The following is a 17,902-nucleotide window of genomic DNA, read 5'->3' on the forward strand; positions in this document are numbered from 1 at the left end:
CTTACAAATGACACCAAGCCGATTGGTGTCATTTGTTTTTTTAACCTTTAACTTGGGTATATGCATATAGGACCATAGGACTGATGGGAATAGGGTTTAATGCTATTAATTAGGTAAAATCAGGATGTTAGCCTGATGTATTGCGTTTGAAACTTCTGCTAACATAGGTTAATCCTATATCAATGAGCGGAGATACATATGAGTACAATTAAAGTTACCCCTGAACAACTACATCACGTATCCAATCAGGTAGATCAGGCCAGACAACAAATGGAGAGCATTCGGAGCGATCTGACCAGGCAGATTATGTTCATCCAGGCGATGTGGATGGGTGCAACGCAGGAACGTTTTTACTATGAGTTTGAGCGATCCAAGCCTATACTGGAGAGAGCATTAGAGAGTATGATCAACACGTCCAAGGATCTGAAGGATATCGCTGCCCGTTTTCAGGAAGTAGATGCTGGGCAGGTTAGTTTGGCAGGTGCAACTGGAGCTGTTGGTGCGATGGCGATGACGACAAGATTGACCGGTAATGGAAACTCGGAAGATAAGGGTTATCGAATGGCGTATAACTCAGCATTTGGAGTATGGCTCCCTGTGAATGAGAAAGGCGTTACGGATCAGACAGCTCTCCAGGCTTATGAGAAGGATAAAGGGAATTTGGATGTAAAAGGTATGCAAGGTCCTATGAACATGGAGCCACCAGGGGAAGATATCTTCGCGCTCCAGATCAAGGCATTTGAGAATGGAATACATCCGTTTACAGGCGAGCCAGTCTCAGATAAATATGCTCAAACAATGGTTACGTCGCTTAAACTTAGTCAGATTTTTATGGCCGTTTCGATGGTTAAAGGAAGTATGCCGGGCAGCAAAGGTCCGTTCCGTTTGCCATCATCCAACCCAGCTGTGGCGAAGATTAAAAAGCATATTGAGGCTGCTAGTTTAGGCGCTACTAGTTCTGGCAATGTTGCACCTGCACAAAGAATAAATAATAGGTACCCTGCTGATGCTCAAGTTGGAAAAGAGTTTAGTTTTAATATAGAGAATGGACGAATCAAAAATGTAAATGGAATTAATGAGATGGATTTTGTTATAGACATGAACGGTAAACTTCACGTTGGGAGAGGGCACTCTTTTCTAGCGAATGGTGAATCTGTTCAAGCAGCAGGGAAGCTCAAGATAAACTCTGATGGACGGCTTAGAAGAATAACCAACTTGTCTGGACATTACACGCCTACAGTTGAGCAAGCAAGAGTATTTCCTCAAATTTTGGAGCAAGCTGGAATAAAAACTAAAAATGCATGGTTGGAAGTATTCTCTATAGATACAACGCCTTCAGGATATGTTAATACCAACGAACTTGTTAAAGTCTCAAGTACGAAGATCTCAGGAAAGTAGGGATAACCTTGGAACAAATAAAACAGATGAATAAAGAAATATTTAAAGAAAATCTATTAAAGACAATTCAAGAAATTTCAAATAGAAAAGGACTACAATTCAACGATTACAGATTCATTATTGAGCCTGTGAGAGAAAGGGATAAGCCTCTAAATAGTGCTGATGATATGATGCGACTAAATATTCTGAGCGAGGATAATATCGGTGGGAAGAAATTACCATTAGTCAATGCGGTTAACATCCTATGCGGTTTAGAGCCCATGGTGCCTATATGGATAAACGTAATTTTTGTAGGGTTTGATGAAGCTGTAGCTATTTTTAAATTACAGTGCAGTCTAAGGTTTAGGAAGCCTACTTTGTTGAGAAATGTTGAAACAGGACATGCTCCCTTTAAAGCAATCATAGAATGATTTTTTGGAGTGTTAGAATAAGCTAGATTTGGCAGGTGTCCTGGAGCAGTATAACGATTTAGAAACTAAGACTAAAACGAAAGATAACAATGGTATATTTATGAATCGTTTTTCCGAAGCTCTAGAAAGAATTAACAACATAGATTGGAGCATCTCTGGCAGTGTTGACGTACCGTCAAATATGGCACTAATACAAGAATATATCAGACGAGCAGCCTTATTAATAACTTCCTATGATTTAAAATCTCCATACCCTTTTTTTAAAGCTTCTCATGTAATCGGTCATGACGTTGATCTGGATTTAACAGAAAAATGCCCTGAGTTAGCGAAGCTGACCAACAGTTTTATGAAAGGGACCTGTGAAGCATATTTGGAGTGGGTATTCTTAATTGATTCAGGAAATGAAATAGCATTGAAGTTTAATGATTTGTACAAACCCCTCATTCGATTAATTGAAAGAGGAGGAACCGTTAGAAGACGACACGGAGACATTATTGCTGGGGGCTATGTGTTTCCATTAGCAAATGCTGACTACATGTCAAAACAAAAACCTATTAATATTAGTGATGAAGGCTTAGCAGCATGGGTGAATCAATGATTTTTGTAATTCACAGTACGTGTAAGTTTGTTTTAAGGCTATAATCAAAAGCGGGCAAAAAAGAGATTAATAGAATATTGTTCCAATACATCAAGATAAGATAACCCGCTCTCTTTTTGAGAGTCGGGTTTCTTTTGCGTTCCACCACTAACATATCTCTTGTCAAAACGTAATCATTACGATATGATAATACTCATTGTTTAAATAATAATAATTACGATTAAGTCAACGATTGATAGAGAGGGGCATTACCTTGAATAAAAAGACGCCGCTGCTGGTGCTGACCTCCCTGGTTCTGAGCGCCGGATTGTTGAGCGCCTGTGGATCTTCCGAAACGAGTCCCGCTGCGCAGCCTTCCACCGATAAAAACGTTCACTTCCTATATAACTTTTCCACAAACTCGCTTGACCCCCATGTCGACTCCAGCTACGTTCCGCTACGAGCGGGCATTACGGAAACGCTGGTTCGTCTCGATGAAGAGAATCTGACCGTTGCACCATGGCTCGCTGAGAGCTGGGAGAGTGAAGACGGTCAGCATTGGACGATTGATCTGCGCGATGATGTAACATTCCAGAATGGCAAGCCGATGACGGGTGAATCCGTTAAGGCATCGCTTGAGCGCGCATTGACTGAAAGTGCAGCCATTCAGAACGCACTTAAGATCGACACGATTGAAGCCGAGGGCGACAAACTGGAGATTACGACCACACAGCCGTTCCCGGAATTCGCATCCGAACTGGTCAATCCGAATACGGCCATTATTGACGTGAGCGAGCCGGACATCGTAAACAAGCCGATTGGCACCGGGCCGTTTAAGCTGAATTCATTTACACCGGGCAGCAAGCTAGAACTGGACCGCTACGATGAATATTGGGATGGAGCTTCACCACTCGATTCGGTAACGTTCTCGTTTAACGAGGATGCCAATGCTCGTACACTCGCACTTCAATCCGGACAAGTCGACATCGTATACCGTCCGGAAGTGGAAAGTCTGGAATCCCTTAAAGCAATCGATGGCATGACTGTGGAGTCTACCTCCACGTTCCGCGTTCACCAAATGACGATGAACATGCAGCGTGAAAGCATTAAGGACCTGAATGTGCGCCGTGCACTGGATGCATTAATTGACCGTCAGGGTATCGTTGATACCATTCTGCTTGGCTATGGTGAGTCGGCTATCGGACCGTTCCTGCCGTCTCTGCCGTTCGCACCTACCTATGACAAGTCAGCATCACAATCAGGTGAAGAAGCAGCAGTTAATTACCTGAAGGAAGCCGGCTACACGCTGCAAAACGGCGTTATGACCAAAGATGGCAAACCACTGCAACTGACGCTGCTTACATACTCGGCTCGCGCAGACCTGCCGCTCATTGCCCAAGTCTTCCAGTCTGACGCCAAGAAGATTGGCATCGATGTGCAAATTCGCCAGATCGATACGCCGGAGGATTATATGGCGTCCAATCGGGATTGGGATCTGGCAACCTATAGTAATCTGACAGCACCGCGAGGTGACGCTGGTTACTATCTGAATGCAACATATCATCCGAAGGGCGCACTCAACTTCAGTGGATCAGAGGATCCGGAGCTAACGGCGATCATCGATGAGCTGAATCTCACAGTCGATCCGGAGAAGCGCGCAGAGCTTGCAGAAAAGGCCGCCAATTACGTGCACGATAACGTGCTGAATTCATTTGTCCTGCATCCGGGTACGATCGTTGCTTACAACGGCAAGAAGATCAAGAACTGGGTTACCACACGCAGTGAGTATTACATGATTACCAATAAGCTGGATGTGATGTAATGTTTCGCATTTTGCTTCGCAAGTTTCTCGAAGTTTTTATTTTTCTACTATTCATTATGTTTGTGAGCTTCCTATTCATCCGTCTGGCTCCCGGCGACCCGGTGCTCACGATTCTGAATGTGGACGAACTATCTGTCAGTCAGGAGCAGGTTGAGGCTATGCGTGAAGAAATGGGCTTCAATGATTCACTGCCTGTTCAATTTGGCAATTGGCTGCTGGACTTCATCCGTCTGGACTTCGGCGTATCGTACTCGACAGGACAGCCGGTTATGCAAACGCTAATGAGGGCGCTTCCGGCTACAGCGGAACTTACGATCGGCGCTCTGCTGGTCATGCTGGCTGTGGCCATCCCACTAGGATCACTGTCAGCATTGCATCGTGGCAGCTGGATCGACCGGGGCAGCCGGTTGTTGTCCATTGTCGGTGCGGCGGTGCCCAGCTTCTGGCTTGGCCTGATTCTGATCGACCTGTTCGGCGTGCGCTTCGGCAGTCTGCCGACCATGGGGCGGGACGGATTCGCATCACTTATTTTGCCATCTCTGACGCTGGGACTTGCCATCTCCAGCGTTTATGTGCGTCTTTTGCGTTCCAGCCTGCTGGATTCACTGAGTCAGGAGTTTGTTCGGTCTGCTCGGGCGAGGGGGTTATCTGAAGGTCGCATCTTCTTTTTGCATGCCTTCCGCCACAGTCTGCCACCAGTCATAACCGTCTTTGGTGTCAGTCTAGGCAGCCTCATTGGTGGGGTTGTCGTCATTGAGGTGCTGTTCGCCTACCCGGGCATTGGCAAGCTCGTCGTTGATGCCATACGCCAGCGCGACTATCCATTGATTCAGGGTTATATTCTGATCATGGCGGTCGTTGTATTCTTTGTAAATACGGCAGTTGATCTATCCTATCGATATTTGAATCCGGAAATGAAACTCAAGGAAAGGGAGGCCCACCGATGAAAACGATGCTTCTGCGTCCACTGGCCGCTAAAAAATCGAAAAAACACAGCCTACAGGCGATCACCGCCTTGTTATTTGTGCTGCTGATCATCGGGGCTTCCATGTATGCCTTTGTTTATCTTAAGCATGACCCTACACTAACCGACCTACGCGGACGGCTGCAGGGTGCAAGTGCTCTCCATCCATTCGGCACCGACCATCTGGGTCGAGATGTACTGACAAGGCTGCTGCTTGGAGGCGGCCAGACGCTCGGTTATAGTCTGTTGGCACTTGGAGCGGCACTGCTCATTGGAATTCCGTTTGGCCTGATTGCGGGATACAAGCGTGGTTGGATTGATAAGCTCTTCATGCGAATTGCTGATGGCTTCCTTGCCTTTCCTGACACGATTGTTGCTATCGTGCTGAGTGGGCTGCTTGGAGCGGGTATCGGTAATTTGGTGCTGGCAATCGTAATCGTCAAGTGGGTCAGCTATGCACGCCTTGTCCGCAGTACCGTCCTGTCCGAGTCGCAAAAGGACTACATTCGTATCGCACGAACCAATGGACTGTCAGACACACGCATTATGACCAAGCATCTGCTCCCGCATATTGCCGGGCATGTGCTCGTACTGGCAAGCCTCGATCTGGGGAAGATCATCCTGCTCATTTCCTCGTTATCGTACATCGGACTTGGGGCCCAGCCACCCACGCCTGAATGGGGAGCAATGCTGAATGACTCCAGGCCCTACTTCCAGTCACGGCCAGAGCTTATGGTCTATCCGGGTTTAGCCATCGTAGTGGTAGTACTGCTTGCAAATATGCTCGGCGACTATCTGAGAGACCGCTTTGACGTGAAAAAGGAGGTGCAGCCGTGATTCTCTCCATTGAGGAATTGAGCATCTTCAGCCGTGAGCGTACCATTGTCGACAGCGTCTCTCTCGCCGTTCGGGAAGGCGAATTCATGGCGCTGGTTGGACAGAGCGGCAGTGGCAAAAGTCTTCTTTCACAGTCGATTGGTCAACTGCTTCCGTCCAACCTGCACGCATCGGGGCGAATCATTTTTGAAGGCAGTAACCTGCTCGAACATAAACCGAAGGAGATGCGCGCCCTGCGGGGAAGCCGCATCTCATATATTTTTCAGGATTATCAGGGGGCGTTTACGCCGTTTCGAAGTATTGGCGGACATTTCGATGAATATCAGAAAATCCATGGAGAAAAGTCTTCTGCTGTCCGGCATAAACGCGCCATCGAGGCGCTGGAGTCCGTTGGGCTTGGCGCAGAGCTGCTTCGGCGCTATCCGTTCCAGTTGAGCGGTGGTCAGCTTCAGCGTGCTTCCATCGCGACATCGCTCATGCTATCGCCAAGGCTGCTGATTGCCGACGAGGCAACTACGGCACTCGACAGCGTCTCGGGTCACCGCGTGCTGGAGCTGCTGGCGCGTAAGCAGGCTGAGACTGGCTGCGCCATTCTGTTCATTACACACGACTGGCGCCATGTGCGCCGTTACGCCAATCGGCTAGCTGTTATGAAGGAAGGACAGATCGTCGAATCGGGCGGGAAACACCGTATTCTTGACCATCCGCAGCATGAGTATACGCGTCAACTGATTGAAGCAGCTCCTGTTCTGAGCCGCTCGTTGAAATCGGGTTTGAAGGAGGCGGAAACGCAATGAAGACAACCGAAATGGAGTACCACAAGGAATCATTCCCGGTTGAGGCACCTGTCCAACAGGACCAGGGTCAATCCGAGCTGTCCGACCAACCCGTGCTGGGTGTGGAACATCTCAGCCGCACTTATGCTGGCGCTGAGCGTCCAGCTGTTAACGGCGTGTCTTTCTCCTTAAACCAAGGGGAGTGCCTCGGCCTGGTTGGCGAGAGCGGCTGTGGCAAGAGTACGCTCGCTCGCTGTCTGCTGCGGATCGAAGATGCGGATTCCGGCTCGATCATGCTTGGCGGTGAGGACATTACGCGGCTTAGCGGCCGACGCCTGCGTCCGCACCGCAGGAAGATCCAGATTGTATTTCAGAATCCGGCTGCAGCGCTGAATCCAAAACTGAAAATTGCTGATTCACTGATTGATCCGTATGAGCAGTTCGGGAGAGACATTAAGCTGTCTCACTTTGCCTATACATCTAAGGACGCCTACGTGAAGCAGCTGCTTGAAGCTGTTGAGCTTACAAGTGATTTGGCTGGACGTTATCCGCATGAGTTAAGCGGCGGGCAGCGTCAGCGTGTAACCATCGCACGTGCCATTAGTATTGAACCGGACGTTATCGTTCTTGACGAACCGACAGCCAGCCTGGATGTGATATCACAGGGCGCTGTTATGCAATTGCTAACCGACTTACGGACATCACTGGGGCTTTCATATTTGTTTATCTCTCATGATCTGGCTGCCGTACATCGTATGAGCCAGCGAATCATCGTCATGAGAGAAGGACAAATCGTCGATCGATTTGGTGCGGATGAGCTGTTCGCAGAAGAACGCCATCCGTATACGAAGGAACTCATCTCAATCTTCTGAGTAAACCCGAGACGTAGGGGATAAAGATATACCCGAACGAATAGGCCACTTTCAATGAGAATTGATTGTGGCTTTTTGATGTTACTTTTGTTTTTCTGTAAGTTTGAAAGCTCATACTTTTGCTGGTTTGCTTATTTAACGTAAGATATCTGAGAATATAATAAGTTGTGTTCCCTCCTTTTTCATGACTCCCGATAGTATGCATACATATTTTTTGTTGACAATCGATTAAAACAAAGGTAAATTTGTGATATCGATAATCATTATCAGTGTCACAATAAGTATAAATGCATAAATATACGAAAACATCATTCTCTACTTTTGCTATAGGTTGATTGGGCACCGATACATAGAGACTGAGTTTCAAGTGAGCAGATGCACGCCACAACAATTCGGGACATCAGCTTCATTCAACCGCCCAGGTTGATTGAAAACGTTCTCGCAATGATTCGTGAAGTAGTTACAGTAACAGCAAGACAGGATCGTTAATCATGATATCCAAAAATTTAATGGAGAAAAGGAAGGGTCTACACATGAAGGGGAAACAAAACATTTCATTAAAAGCACTAATCATCTCGATGATTCTGATCTTGGCACTGGTGGGCTGCTCAACACAGCAATCCGATTCGACGACAGGTTCAACTCCAGCAGCGAACAGTTCGGCAAACACGGATGAATCAGCGACAGAAACAGCGGTTACGCCAGATGAAAGTACACAATATCCAATAACCATCAAGCACGCTCTTGGTGAGACCGTGATCGAAAGCAAGCCTGAGCGAGTGGTTACCGTACAATGGGCCAACCATGACATTGCCCTTGCTCTTAACGTTGTCCCTGTTGGATTCTCAGCGGCAAACTTCGGTGTTCAGGATGATAGCGGGCTGCTTCCTTGGACCAAAGAGAAACTGGACGAGCTTGGTGTAACAGATCCGAACGTGTTCCAGGATACAGACGGTCTTGATTTTGAAGCCATTTCGGATGCTAACCCTGACGTGATTCTTGCTGCGTACTCCGGTATTACACAAGAAGACTACGATACATTAAGCGAGATTGCTCCAGTTGTGGCTTACCCAACAGCTCCATGGGCAACGACCTGGCGTGAACAAGTAAACCTTAATGCTAAAGGCATGGGCATGGAAGCGGAAGGTGAGCAGCTGATCAAAGATACCGAAGACATGATTAAGGAGAAACTGAGTGCCTATCCCCAGATTGCTGGCAAAAAAGTAGTTTGGGTGAACTTCTCTGCACAAGACATGTCCAAACTGCATATTTATACGCCAGTCGACTCTCGTGTCTCTTTCTTGGAAGAACTGGGATTGAGTAATCCCGAAAGTATCACCGAACTCATTAAGGATCCGAAAAGCTACTCATTGGAACTAAGTGCTGAGAATGCAGAGGCTCTTAACGATGCCGATCTGCTGATCGGATACGGCAATGATGAATTGTTAAAGGCCATTCAAGCCGATTCCTTGCTGGGTAAAATCCCTGCGATCGAGAGAGGCTCTGTTGCCTTCATCGATAGCGACACACCTCTGGTTGCTGCCGGAACACCGAACCCGCTCTCGATTGCGTATACCATTGATGAATACTTGAAATTAATCGGGGCAGCGATCGACAAGATCAATGAATAGTTCTTCGACTTCCCCAAACCATTCTTTAAAACTTCATATGCCTAAACATTTCAAGACGGTGCTGTTCCTTTGCATCGTCTTGCTCGGCGTTTGCGTGTTGGCATCACTCACGCTCGGTTCCCGGCTCGTGAGATGGAATGAACTGATAGATGGCCTGTTTTATTCAAATGTAGACTCCTACGGGGCAAATATCGTCCGCAAACGAATATCACGGACCGTGTTCAGTTTATTTTGCGGAGCTGCACTGGGCGTTTCCGGAGCATTGATGCAATCGGTCACGCGCAACCCGCTTGCAGACCCGAGTATTCTGGGTGTCAATACGGGTGCGTCCCTGTTTGTTGTTTTCGGCATTGCCTTTCTGGGCATAAATACGGCAGGCCAATATATCTGGCTGGCCTTGGTTGGCGCTGCGCTTACCGCTGTATTTGTATTCGCTGTCGGTTCCATGGGGCGGGGCGGCGCTACACCCATCAAACTGGTGCTAGCGGGAGCGGCCATAACGGCAGCCCTTTCCTCTCTGGTGACTGCCATCATGATTCCACGCGCTTATGTTATGGATCAATTCAGGTTCTGGCAAGTCGGCAGCGTCGGTTCAGGCGACTGGAGCGATATCGGTACGTTTGTGCCGTTTCTGGCCATGGGTATCATCATTGCTTTTATTACGGCTCCAGCACTGAATGCATTGGCACTGGGTGACGACGTGGCAACCGGGTTGGGTGTTCGAACGGGAGTGCTCAGGCTGATCGCAGCACTTGCGGCGGTTCTATTGTGTGGTGCAACAACGGCATTAGCCGGTCCCATTGGTTTTATCGGACTTTTGGCGACACATGTGATTCGGCTTATACTCGGCTCTGACTTGCGTTTTGTTATTCCGATGTCTGCGATTTCAGGTGCGATTATCTTGACGATATCCGACGTGCTTGGCAGGCTCATCGGCAGTCCGGGAGAGCTCGAGGTCGGTGTGGTTACAGCCTTCATTGGAGCTCCGATTCTTATCATTCTAGCAATCAAATCGAAAGTGCGTTCATTATGAGAAATAATACGATGGAATTGATTATATCGGGCAGACGTCAAAGACGACGTCGGTGGGTCGTTGTTACTGTATTACTTGCCATACTCGCGCTCGCGCTATGCTGTGCCATGCTTTTGCTGGGAAATACCATTTACCCGCTTGGTGATGTCATCCGGGTCCTTTCCGGTGAGCAGATCAAGGGGGCGACATTTGCAATCTATACCATACGTTTACCAAGGATGCTTGCAGGGCTGTTTGCCGGATTTGCCTTCGGTATGGCGGGCTATATCTTTCAGACCATGCTGCGTAACCCCTTGGCGAATCCGAATGTCATCGGTATAACCTCCGGTTCAAGCGCAGCAGCCGTATTTTGCATCACGGTCATTCATGCAAATGGAGCCGTTGTTTCCATTGCTTCGGTCATTGCCGGTCTTGCGACGGTGGTATTGATCTATGTATTATCCAAGGGAAGAACCTTCTCGATCGGAAGATTGATCCTTGTCGGAATAGGTATCCAGGCCATGCTGGATGCTGTCATATCCTATCTTTTGCTGGTCAGTTCGCAGCAGGATATTCCAACTGCGCTTCGCTGGCTCAGCGGCAGCCTCAACGGCTCCAAGATGGACGAGCTTCCGCCTTTAATCATTGCGGTTCTGGTCCTGTCTCCTTTTATTATTGTGCTAGGCAAACATCTTGGTTTACTGGAGCTTGGAGAACAATCGGCCACATCACTTGGTGTTGCTACGGATAAGACAAGAGTTGTACTCATCTTGTGTTCTGTAGGCATGATTGCTCTCGCGACAGCCACTACGGGTCCGATCGCTTTTGTTTCTTTCCTTTCGGGACCTATCGCGAAGAGGCTAGCCGGATCAGGCTTCTCAAATGCCATTCCGGCGGGGCTTGTTGGCGTTAACCTGGTCTTGGCTGCAGATCTCATCGGGCAATTTGCGTTCGAGGTCAGATATCCTGTCGGCATCATCACTGGCATTCTCGGAGCGCCTTATCTGATCTACCTGCTCATCCGAATGAACCGAAAGGGAGAATTATAAATGAAACCGACGCATGAGTTCCAAGCGGAAGACTTAGTGGCTGGCTATGACAATAAAACCGTTATTCATGGCGTAGACCTTGCGATTCCCAGCAACCAAATCAGTGTCATCATTGGAGCTAACGGCTGCGGGAAGTCTACGCTTCTCAAAACATTGGCACGGCTGATCAAGCCGATATCAGGAAAAATTACGCTGGATGGGAAGCCGATCAGCAAATTCCCACCCAAGCAGCTGGCCAGGGTGGTGGGGCTGTTACCCCAATCCCCTATTGTCCCGGAAGGGATCTCCGTTGCCGATTTGGTGGGGAGAGGGCGGTTTCCGCACCAGTCCTTGCTGAGCGGATGGACCAAGAAGGATTACGAAGCGGTAGCAGAAGCCATGGAGATCATGGACATTACCGAGTTTGCCAACCATAACATCGATGAGCTTTCAGGCGGTCAACGACAACGGGTCTGGATTGCGATGGCTCTGGCGCAGCAGACGGATATTCTCTTTCTAGATGAACCAACAACCTTTTTAGATATTACCTATCAGGTTGAGATTCTCGATCTGCTCACCGACCTTAACCGGAGGCATGGTACAACCATTGTCATGGTGCTTCACGACATCAACCTGTCAGCCCGTTATGCGGATCATATCATTGCGTTGGTGGAAGGGAAGCTTGTCGCAGAGGGCGCTCCTTCTGACGTCATTACCAGCACCATGGTGAAAGACATATTTGGCCTGGACTGTACCGTGGTAGAAGATCCGTTGTCAGGCTCCCCTTTGGTTGTACCTCGGGGAAGATACCATGTACATGCTAGCGAGTAACATGCTAATCGGACGTTTTGCTCTAAGAGGCCACAGTAAAACAAGCTTATTCCAGGAATTCATCATCTGGAATAGGCTTTTTCCTTGCCGAGGGCCGGCACATTCGATTTTTTTCCTCATGAGGAGAAGTATAAACCTATAAACCTAGAAACCTAACCTATAATGGCGTTATGGCTTGCCATGTTTTCTATTATCTTGAAAAAATAAATCTTTCACCCCTATAAGCGGGTTAGCGGTAAGGTTGAAACTAAAGTATACTAACAGGTAAACCAAGTAACTTAAAATTGCATATTTCAATCTAACCGTAATATTGATACACTATGACCAAGGTTTAATTTCGTTCAGAAGAGGTTTGGGCCAGTTCAAGAACGGGCTCGCTGCAAATGCCAAATCGATAACGCTTACATCCTTTTGGCAAATATAGGATATAAGGACGGTAGACATGAGCCAGGGACAAACGAGTACAGATGTTATCTTGATTGGTGCCGGAATTATGAGTGCAACATTGGGAACCTTGCTGAAGGAATTGGCACCAGATTGGAATATTAAGGTTTATGAGAAGCTCGCCAGTGCAGGAGAGGAAAGCTCCAACGAATGGAACAATGCCGGAACGGGCCACTCTGCACTTTGCGAATTGAACTATACCGTTGAACGACCGGACGGAACCGTAGATATCAGCAAAGCCATTAAGGTGAATGAGCATTTTCAAGTCTCCAGACAATTTTGGTCCTATCTCGTTAATAGCAATCTGATTCGTAATCCGCGGGACTTCATTATGCCGCTCCCCCATTTGAGTTATGTGCATGGAGAGAGCAATGTCCTGTTTTTGAAAAGACGTTTTGAAGCCTTATCGAACCACCCTTTATTTGAAGGTATGGAATTCTCGGACGACCCGGCAAAATTGCGGAAATGGATTCCTCTGATGATGAAAGGCCGCAAGGGGAAAGAACCGATCGCAGCTACCAAAATCGACTCCGGTACGGATGTTAACTTTGGTGCTTTAACGCGTATGCTGCTCGATAACCTGAAGAATCAAAACGTGGATATCCACTACCAACATAGTGTGAAAAATATTAAACGCAAGCAAGGCGGAGCTTGGGAATTAACGGTGAAGAATCTGAGCAACGGTGCAGTAGAGCGCCATACAGCCAAGTTTGTTTTTATCGGTGCGGGTGGCGGAAGCCTGCATTTGCTGCAAAAAACCGGTATTCCGGAAGGTAAACATATCGGCGGATTCCCGGTCAGCGGACTTTTCATGGTGTGCAAAAATCAGGAGGTTGTGGAGCAGCATCATGCCAAGGTGTATGGTAAAGCTTCGGTGGGCGCTCCGCCGATGTCTGTTCCGCATCTGGATACCCGCTATATTGATAATCAGAAGTCGCTGCTGTTTGGCCCATTTGCGGGATTCTCACCCAAATTCCTGAAGACCGGTTCGAATGCCGACCTCATCACGTCTGTCAAAACACATAACCTTTTGACTATGCTTGCTGCAGGAGTCAAAGAGATCTCACTGACCAAATATCTGATTCAACAGCTTATGTTGTCCAAAGAGCAGCGTATGCAGGAACTTCGTGATTTTGTTCCAAGTGCCAAAAGCGAAGATTGGGATATGGTTCTGGCAGGTCAGCGCGTGCAGGTCATTAAGGATACGGTGCAAGGCGGCAAAGGCACACTTCAGTTTGGTACAGAAGTCGTTACTGCTGCCGACGGCTCAATAGCCGCATTACTCGGCGCATCACCAGGGGCTTCCACTGCGGTGCAAGTCATGCTGGAGATTATGCAGCGATGCTTCCCGCAGCATATGGATTCATGGGAGCCGAAGATTAAGGAAATGATTCCTTCTTACGGCGAGTCCCTGGTGGAGAATCCGGATCTTCTTCGCAAGGTTCACACGACGACAGCCAAGGCACTTGGGCTGACGGATGAGAAGAAGGTTGCTTCGGTGTAAAGAGGCAAAGGAGATAGAACAACATGGCCTCATATTTACTGTAATTATTACAATGGATAAGAATAGAGTATAAAAAAAGCCTTTGCTGACATTAACGTCGGTGAAGGCTTTTTGACGTACTATTCTAGATTAGTGCACGGCACTCCCTCCGGAGCTACAGATAGATCCGTTTTGCTTCGTCCTCAAAGAACTGAGTTACATTCGGATACGTGGTTATATCGATGCGCTTCTGTCGCAATATTCGCTCCATGAAGATTGTGTCCATAAAGATCTTATTGATAATCGTTCTGCACCACTCAGGGGTGTCTTCGAAATATTCCACCAATGCATGAATCTCATCAAACCTGAAAAACAGGATATACGAAGCATAGTTCTGAAGCAGCGTCGTGAAACAGTGGTCCCGATAGGGAGTGGAACGAGCTTCCTTCAGGAAATTTTTCATCATCTCAAACAACGCAGGTTTATTATTGTCGTGCAGCTGCAGCATCTGATCCACATCATTGATGAGCCGCAGCACCGCTTCTAATCCTTTCTCCTCAGGCATGTTCAGCTTGGCCAATTTCCCTTCAATACACTGCAGAAGCTGCAGCGTAAGGTGTTTGCAGGCTTGGATATCGTGTGGAGCAATGGCGATCTGCTCGGTGTACTCCTTAATATTTGTACTATAGTGATCATGAAATGCCGTGAAATAACGCTCCAATGGAATATCGGTTTTGGTATGCACCAAGTTCTGACCGTCAAATGAACACGCGTAGAGCGTTTCCTCGTTAACCGGATGAGCATAAAGGTAGTAAAAGAAGAAAAAGTCTCTTACCTGGTGCTTCTGTTCCTCGTTTAAACGGGTGATTTCGCTCAAGTGAGACAGCTGCAGGAAGCTGTAGTTTTTCATGAAATCATTCATGGTGCTGTACGCGTTATGCGAGTTAACGGACAGCGTGGTGTTTAGGGTGAACAGAAGGTAGTACAGAACCAGTTCATCATATATATCCATCTGTTGAAAAACGTCTGCGAGGACAGGCTGCCAGTCTGGTGCAGATATATAATGCGGATCTCTTGGTATCAATTCGTACATCCAATTCGTGAAAGTCTCTTCCGGGTGATCCGTCAGAAACAAACCAGCACTGTCATCTGCGTATAAGCCGTATTCAAAAGGTTTCGTTCGTACAGGCGGTAATCCGCGTTTGAATTTGATATTCAGATACTCGTTATATAGTGTTTGAAGTTCCATCTGTCATAACCTCGATTCATGCGAAGATCTCTAGATAATTCTTATATATAGTGGTATTCGACGAATATCATTGCATTCCCTATTTGGCTGACTATCAAGCGAGCTGTATTCATTACGGGCGATATTGGCGAACGGTTAATGCAGTCGTAATACTTTCACCCTGTTGGGAGATCGTGGAATCTGAGATGATGGGTCTACCAAAGGTTCGGGTCACGAACTTCGGACCTCTGGCCTTCAGGCTATTGCGATCCTTCCTTCTAACTCAATTGGATGAATAGGGTCGCAGCTCTCCTGAAGGATTTCTATTCAAGAGAGGAGGCGCCCAGGCTATTATATTCCTTCCTTCTCAATCTAACCTTTCACGTTATATAGGGATATAGCTTTCCTGGACTCTTTAATCATGAACCATAATACCATTTATTTAAGGCGAACAAACAAACTGATTATCGAACATCAAGGGGAGGAACAACTGCCCAAGTCTTATCTGGCTACTGCCCTTAAAAATATTGAAACGCTGGGATACACGTTCTCCGATGAACTGATGCGATCCGTACGAAGATTATCCAAGGAACAGTTTGAAGCATTAGTTGTTCAGTTGGTGGCGGATCTGAGAGTGATGGTCGGGGCACATGTGAAGTACAAACCGATGTATCCGGGATTTCCCATGCAGGTCATGCAGGAAGATGAAGCGGAGCTGTATCTCAATGCCATCATTCACTACTTAACCCTTGTATATCCTGATCGTGAACCTGTTGATAGACAGCCTTTGTCTGACAAGACAGATCTGAAAGTGATCCACTTGGGAAGTGAGGAAGATTTCAGAACGCTCATCCTCCAGCTGATTGAAGCAAAGGGATCCATTTCGGAGACGGACAAGAATGACATCGATACCGTACTGGAACATGCGGAACCGGATGAAGTAGATGCGATACTGCCTACTGAAATTCCGTTCAAGGAGAATGTGGGCTTCGTGGTGGCTTCGCTGTTGAAACATGAAAAGGCGAGGTTGGAACGAATCGGTCCGTACTTCAAAACAGCAACCGACGTCCTGCGTTTGGCTGCTGCCTGGTCGAACGGTGATGTCAGTCTGGCTGCGCCTGTACGCTTTCGCAAGTTCAAGCGTCGTGAGAGACGTCTATTGCTTGGTCTACTGGAGCAATGCGGGCCGATCACCGAGGACATGCTCCGGTATAAGGATCGCTGGGTTCGTCTGGGGGAGATTCTGCATCCTTCCGAATATAAGCTTCGGTATCCTCGCTGCGAAGAAGCCTTTGATATTCTGCGCAATAACAAGCCGTTTGCCACCTTCAACAGAAGCGTGGAGCTGGCGTTCCAGTATCACAACACCTGGAGCCTGATCGATCTGCTGTCGCAGCGTCCGGGTGAATTTGCCAGAAGACTGGATCATCTATTGCGAATCACTGAGGATGAGGCCTATGTACTGTTGGCATTTGGTGAGGTAACTTCACAGGTATCGACGCCGGTGCTGCTGCAGGTGAGACAACATTTTGCCCAGCGTAATGAACCCCAGGATCTTCGTGTCTTTTTCCCAAAAGGCAACGTGGCAAAGGCATTCGGCGTTCCGAATCAGCTGCCAGAGCTGGATGAGACGACGTGCCGGGAAGTTGTGCAATTGTGCGAGCAGGCTCTGATTGAACGATTCGCTGCTCTTCCTCCGCTGGGTAAGACGTATATCGATGAACAGCTCCATGACTATCTTGTGCCGTTTTCCCAACGTTCCGCGAGCAAGGCCCTGCGTACCCTCGTGAGAGGCAGCCGGGTACCCATGGGTGAAGGAGATACGATTCGTTTCTTCAACTGGTGGAAGGAAGGCATGGTCAACGGGCAGGACACAGGACGCGTTGATATTGACCTGTCTGCGGTGATGTATGACGAGAACTGGAATTATGTTGAGCACATCTCCTATACGAATCTGCGTTCCACCAAGTATAAGGCTGTTCACAGTGGAGATATCGTATCGGCTCCGCAGGGTGCATGCGAGTTCATTGACCTGCATATTCCGTCGATCGTTAATTATGGCGGCCGATATGTTGTTGCTTCATTGCTGTCGTTCACGAGTCATCCGTATTGCGATCTTCCGGAATGCTTCGCGGGGTGGATGATGCGCAAGAAGCCAGGGTCGGGTGAGATTTTCGAACCATCTACGGTGGCTAACAAAATTGATATTACAGCCGATACACAGATTACGATTCCTGTCATACTGGATCTGGTAGATCGCACGGTGATCTGGACCGATCTTGCCCTAACCAGCCACCCAAACTATTACAACAATGTAGAGGGCAATGAAAAGGGAATGGTCTTGATGGGCAAAGCCATGACCGGATTGCGCAAGCCAGATCTGTACGACCTGTTCATGCTGCATGCAAAGGCTAGGGGTGAACTGGTCGATACACTGGATCAGGCGGACACAGTCTATTCGGTGGAGCAAGGGGTTACTCCGTATGACATCGAGCAGATTATGGCGGAGTACCTGGTTTATTAAGAAAGAGAAAACCTGCAGATATACATTGAAGAAAGAGCAGCTGAACGCTGCTCTTTTTGCGGTAT

15 protein-coding genes are annotated in these 17,902 nt (G+C 47.8%); 14 read left to right on the forward strand and 1 reads right to left on the reverse strand.

Annotated elements, in window-relative coordinates:
• The first annotated feature begins 198 nt into the window (after positions 1-198).
• From CHI14_RS19850 to CHI14_RS19910, 13 genes are all read left to right on the forward strand, one after another.
• The gene (locus CHI14_RS19850) at positions 199-1,398 is read left to right on the forward strand and encodes a WXG100 family type VII secretion target (protein ID WP_095290623.1); all 1,200 of its coding nucleotides are present in this window, start codon (positions 199-201) and stop codon (positions 1,396-1,398) included.
• A 26-nt stretch (positions 1,399-1,424) separates the two neighbouring features.
• Positions 1,425-1,808 carry a hypothetical protein gene (locus CHI14_RS19855; RefSeq protein ID WP_141236709.1) on the forward strand — a complete coding sequence of 128 codons (384 nt, stop codon included), beginning with the start codon at positions 1,425-1,427 and terminating at the stop codon, positions 1,806-1,808.
• A gap of 28 nt (positions 1,809-1,836) precedes the next feature.
• Complete coding sequence (locus CHI14_RS19860) at positions 1,837-2,406, forward strand: hypothetical protein (RefSeq protein WP_095290626.1); 570 nt, start codon at positions 1,837-1,839, stop codon at positions 2,404-2,406.
• 253 nt (positions 2,407-2,659) lie between these two features.
• Complete coding sequence (nikA, locus tag CHI14_RS19865) at positions 2,660-4,207, forward strand: nickel ABC transporter substrate-binding protein (protein WP_095290628.1); 1,548 nt, start codon at positions 2,660-2,662, stop codon at positions 4,205-4,207.
• On the forward strand, positions 4,207-5,154 hold the full coding sequence (gene nikB / locus CHI14_RS19870) for a nickel ABC transporter permease (RefSeq protein ID WP_095290629.1): 948 nt from the start codon (positions 4,207-4,209) through the stop codon (positions 5,152-5,154). Before nikA ends, nikB begins: the two co-directional genes overlap by 1 nt.
• Positions 5,151-6,008 (forward strand): nickel transporter permease, encoded by an 858-nt coding sequence (gene nikC, locus CHI14_RS19875; protein WP_095290631.1) that lies wholly within the window; start codon positions 5,151-5,153, stop codon positions 6,006-6,008. Before nikB ends, nikC begins: the two co-directional genes overlap by 4 nt.
• Positions 6,005-6,805, forward strand: a complete 801-nt coding sequence (locus CHI14_RS19880) for an ABC transporter ATP-binding protein (RefSeq protein WP_095290633.1) — start codon at positions 6,005-6,007, stop codon at positions 6,803-6,805. The genes nikC and CHI14_RS19880 overlap by 4 nt, the downstream gene beginning before the upstream one ends.
• On the forward strand, positions 6,802-7,656 hold the full coding sequence (locus CHI14_RS19885; RefSeq protein WP_249281177.1) for an ABC transporter ATP-binding protein: 855 nt from the start codon (positions 6,802-6,804) through the stop codon (positions 7,654-7,656). The genes CHI14_RS19880 and CHI14_RS19885 overlap by 4 nt, the downstream gene beginning before the upstream one ends.
• Positions 7,657-8,189: 533 nt before the next feature.
• Positions 8,190-9,287, forward strand: a complete 1,098-nt coding sequence (locus CHI14_RS19890) for an iron-siderophore ABC transporter substrate-binding protein (RefSeq protein WP_095290634.1) — start codon at positions 8,190-8,192, stop codon at positions 9,285-9,287.
• Entirely contained in the window at positions 9,280-10,320 is a 1,041-nt protein-coding gene (locus tag CHI14_RS19895; protein WP_095290636.1) for a FecCD family ABC transporter permease, read from the forward strand. The genes CHI14_RS19890 and CHI14_RS19895 overlap by 8 nt, the downstream gene beginning before the upstream one ends.
• On the forward strand, positions 10,317-11,348 hold the full coding sequence (locus tag CHI14_RS19900; protein ID WP_095290638.1) for a FecCD family ABC transporter permease: 1,032 nt from the start codon (positions 10,317-10,319) through the stop codon (positions 11,346-11,348). Before CHI14_RS19895 ends, CHI14_RS19900 begins: the two co-directional genes overlap by 4 nt.
• Entirely contained in the window at positions 11,349-12,158 is an 810-nt protein-coding gene (locus tag CHI14_RS19905) for an ABC transporter ATP-binding protein (protein WP_095290640.1), read from the forward strand.
• A gap of 442 nt (positions 12,159-12,600) precedes the next feature.
• Positions 12,601-14,106: a malate:quinone oxidoreductase gene (locus CHI14_RS19910; RefSeq protein ID WP_095290641.1), complete on the forward strand. Its 1,506-nt coding sequence runs from the start codon at positions 12,601-12,603 to the stop codon at positions 14,104-14,106.
• A 154-nt stretch (positions 14,107-14,260) separates the two neighbouring features.
• Here CHI14_RS19910 and CHI14_RS19915 read toward each other — a convergent pair whose 3' ends face one another.
• Positions 14,261-15,334, reverse strand: a complete 1,074-nt coding sequence (locus CHI14_RS19915) for a hypothetical protein (RefSeq protein WP_095290643.1) — start codon at positions 15,332-15,334, stop codon at positions 14,261-14,263.
• A gap of 400 nt (positions 15,335-15,734) precedes the next feature.
• Between CHI14_RS19915 and CHI14_RS19920 the strand changes: the two genes are divergently transcribed.
• Positions 15,735-17,837 (forward strand): TerD family protein, encoded by a 2,103-nt coding sequence (locus tag CHI14_RS19920; RefSeq protein ID WP_095290645.1) that lies wholly within the window; start codon positions 15,735-15,737, stop codon positions 17,835-17,837.
• Positions 17,838-17,902 lie beyond the last annotated feature (65 nt).

The organism is Paenibacillus sp. 7516 (assembly GCF_002272715.1).
Lineage (GTDB): Bacteria > Bacillota > Bacilli > Paenibacillales > Paenibacillaceae > Paenibacillus > Paenibacillus illinoisensis_A.

Coding starts and splice junctions, on each gene's coding strand:
- CHI14_RS19850 (WP_095290623.1), top strand. CDS start 199: ATGAGTACAATTAAAGTTACCCCTGAACAACTACATCACGTATCCAAT.
- CHI14_RS19855 (WP_141236709.1), top strand. CDS start 1,425: ATGAATAAAGAAATATTTAAAGAAAATCTATTAAAGACAATTCAAGAA.
- nikB (WP_095290629.1), top strand. CDS start 4,207: ATGTTTCGCATTTTGCTTCGCAAGTTTCTCGAAGTTTTTATTTTTCTA.
- nikC (WP_095290631.1), top strand. CDS start 5,151: ATGAAAACGATGCTTCTGCGTCCACTGGCCGCTAAAAAATCGAAAAAA.
- CHI14_RS19885 (WP_249281177.1), top strand. CDS start 6,802: ATGAAGACAACCGAAATGGAGTACCACAAGGAATCATTCCCGGTTGAG.
- CHI14_RS19890 (WP_095290634.1), top strand. CDS start 8,190: ATGAAGGGGAAACAAAACATTTCATTAAAAGCACTAATCATCTCGATG.
- CHI14_RS19895 (WP_095290636.1), top strand. CDS start 9,280: ATGAATAGTTCTTCGACTTCCCCAAACCATTCTTTAAAACTTCATATG.
- CHI14_RS19900 (WP_095290638.1), top strand. CDS start 10,317: ATGAGAAATAATACGATGGAATTGATTATATCGGGCAGACGTCAAAGA.
- CHI14_RS19905 (WP_095290640.1), top strand. CDS start 11,349: ATGAAACCGACGCATGAGTTCCAAGCGGAAGACTTAGTGGCTGGCTAT.
- CHI14_RS19910 (WP_095290641.1), top strand. CDS start 12,601: ATGAGCCAGGGACAAACGAGTACAGATGTTATCTTGATTGGTGCCGGA.
- CHI14_RS19915 (WP_095290643.1), bottom strand. CDS start 15,334: ATGGAACTTCAAACACTATATAACGAGTATCTGAATATCAAATTCAAA.
- CHI14_RS19920 (WP_095290645.1), top strand. CDS start 15,735: ATGAACCATAATACCATTTATTTAAGGCGAACAAACAAACTGATTATC.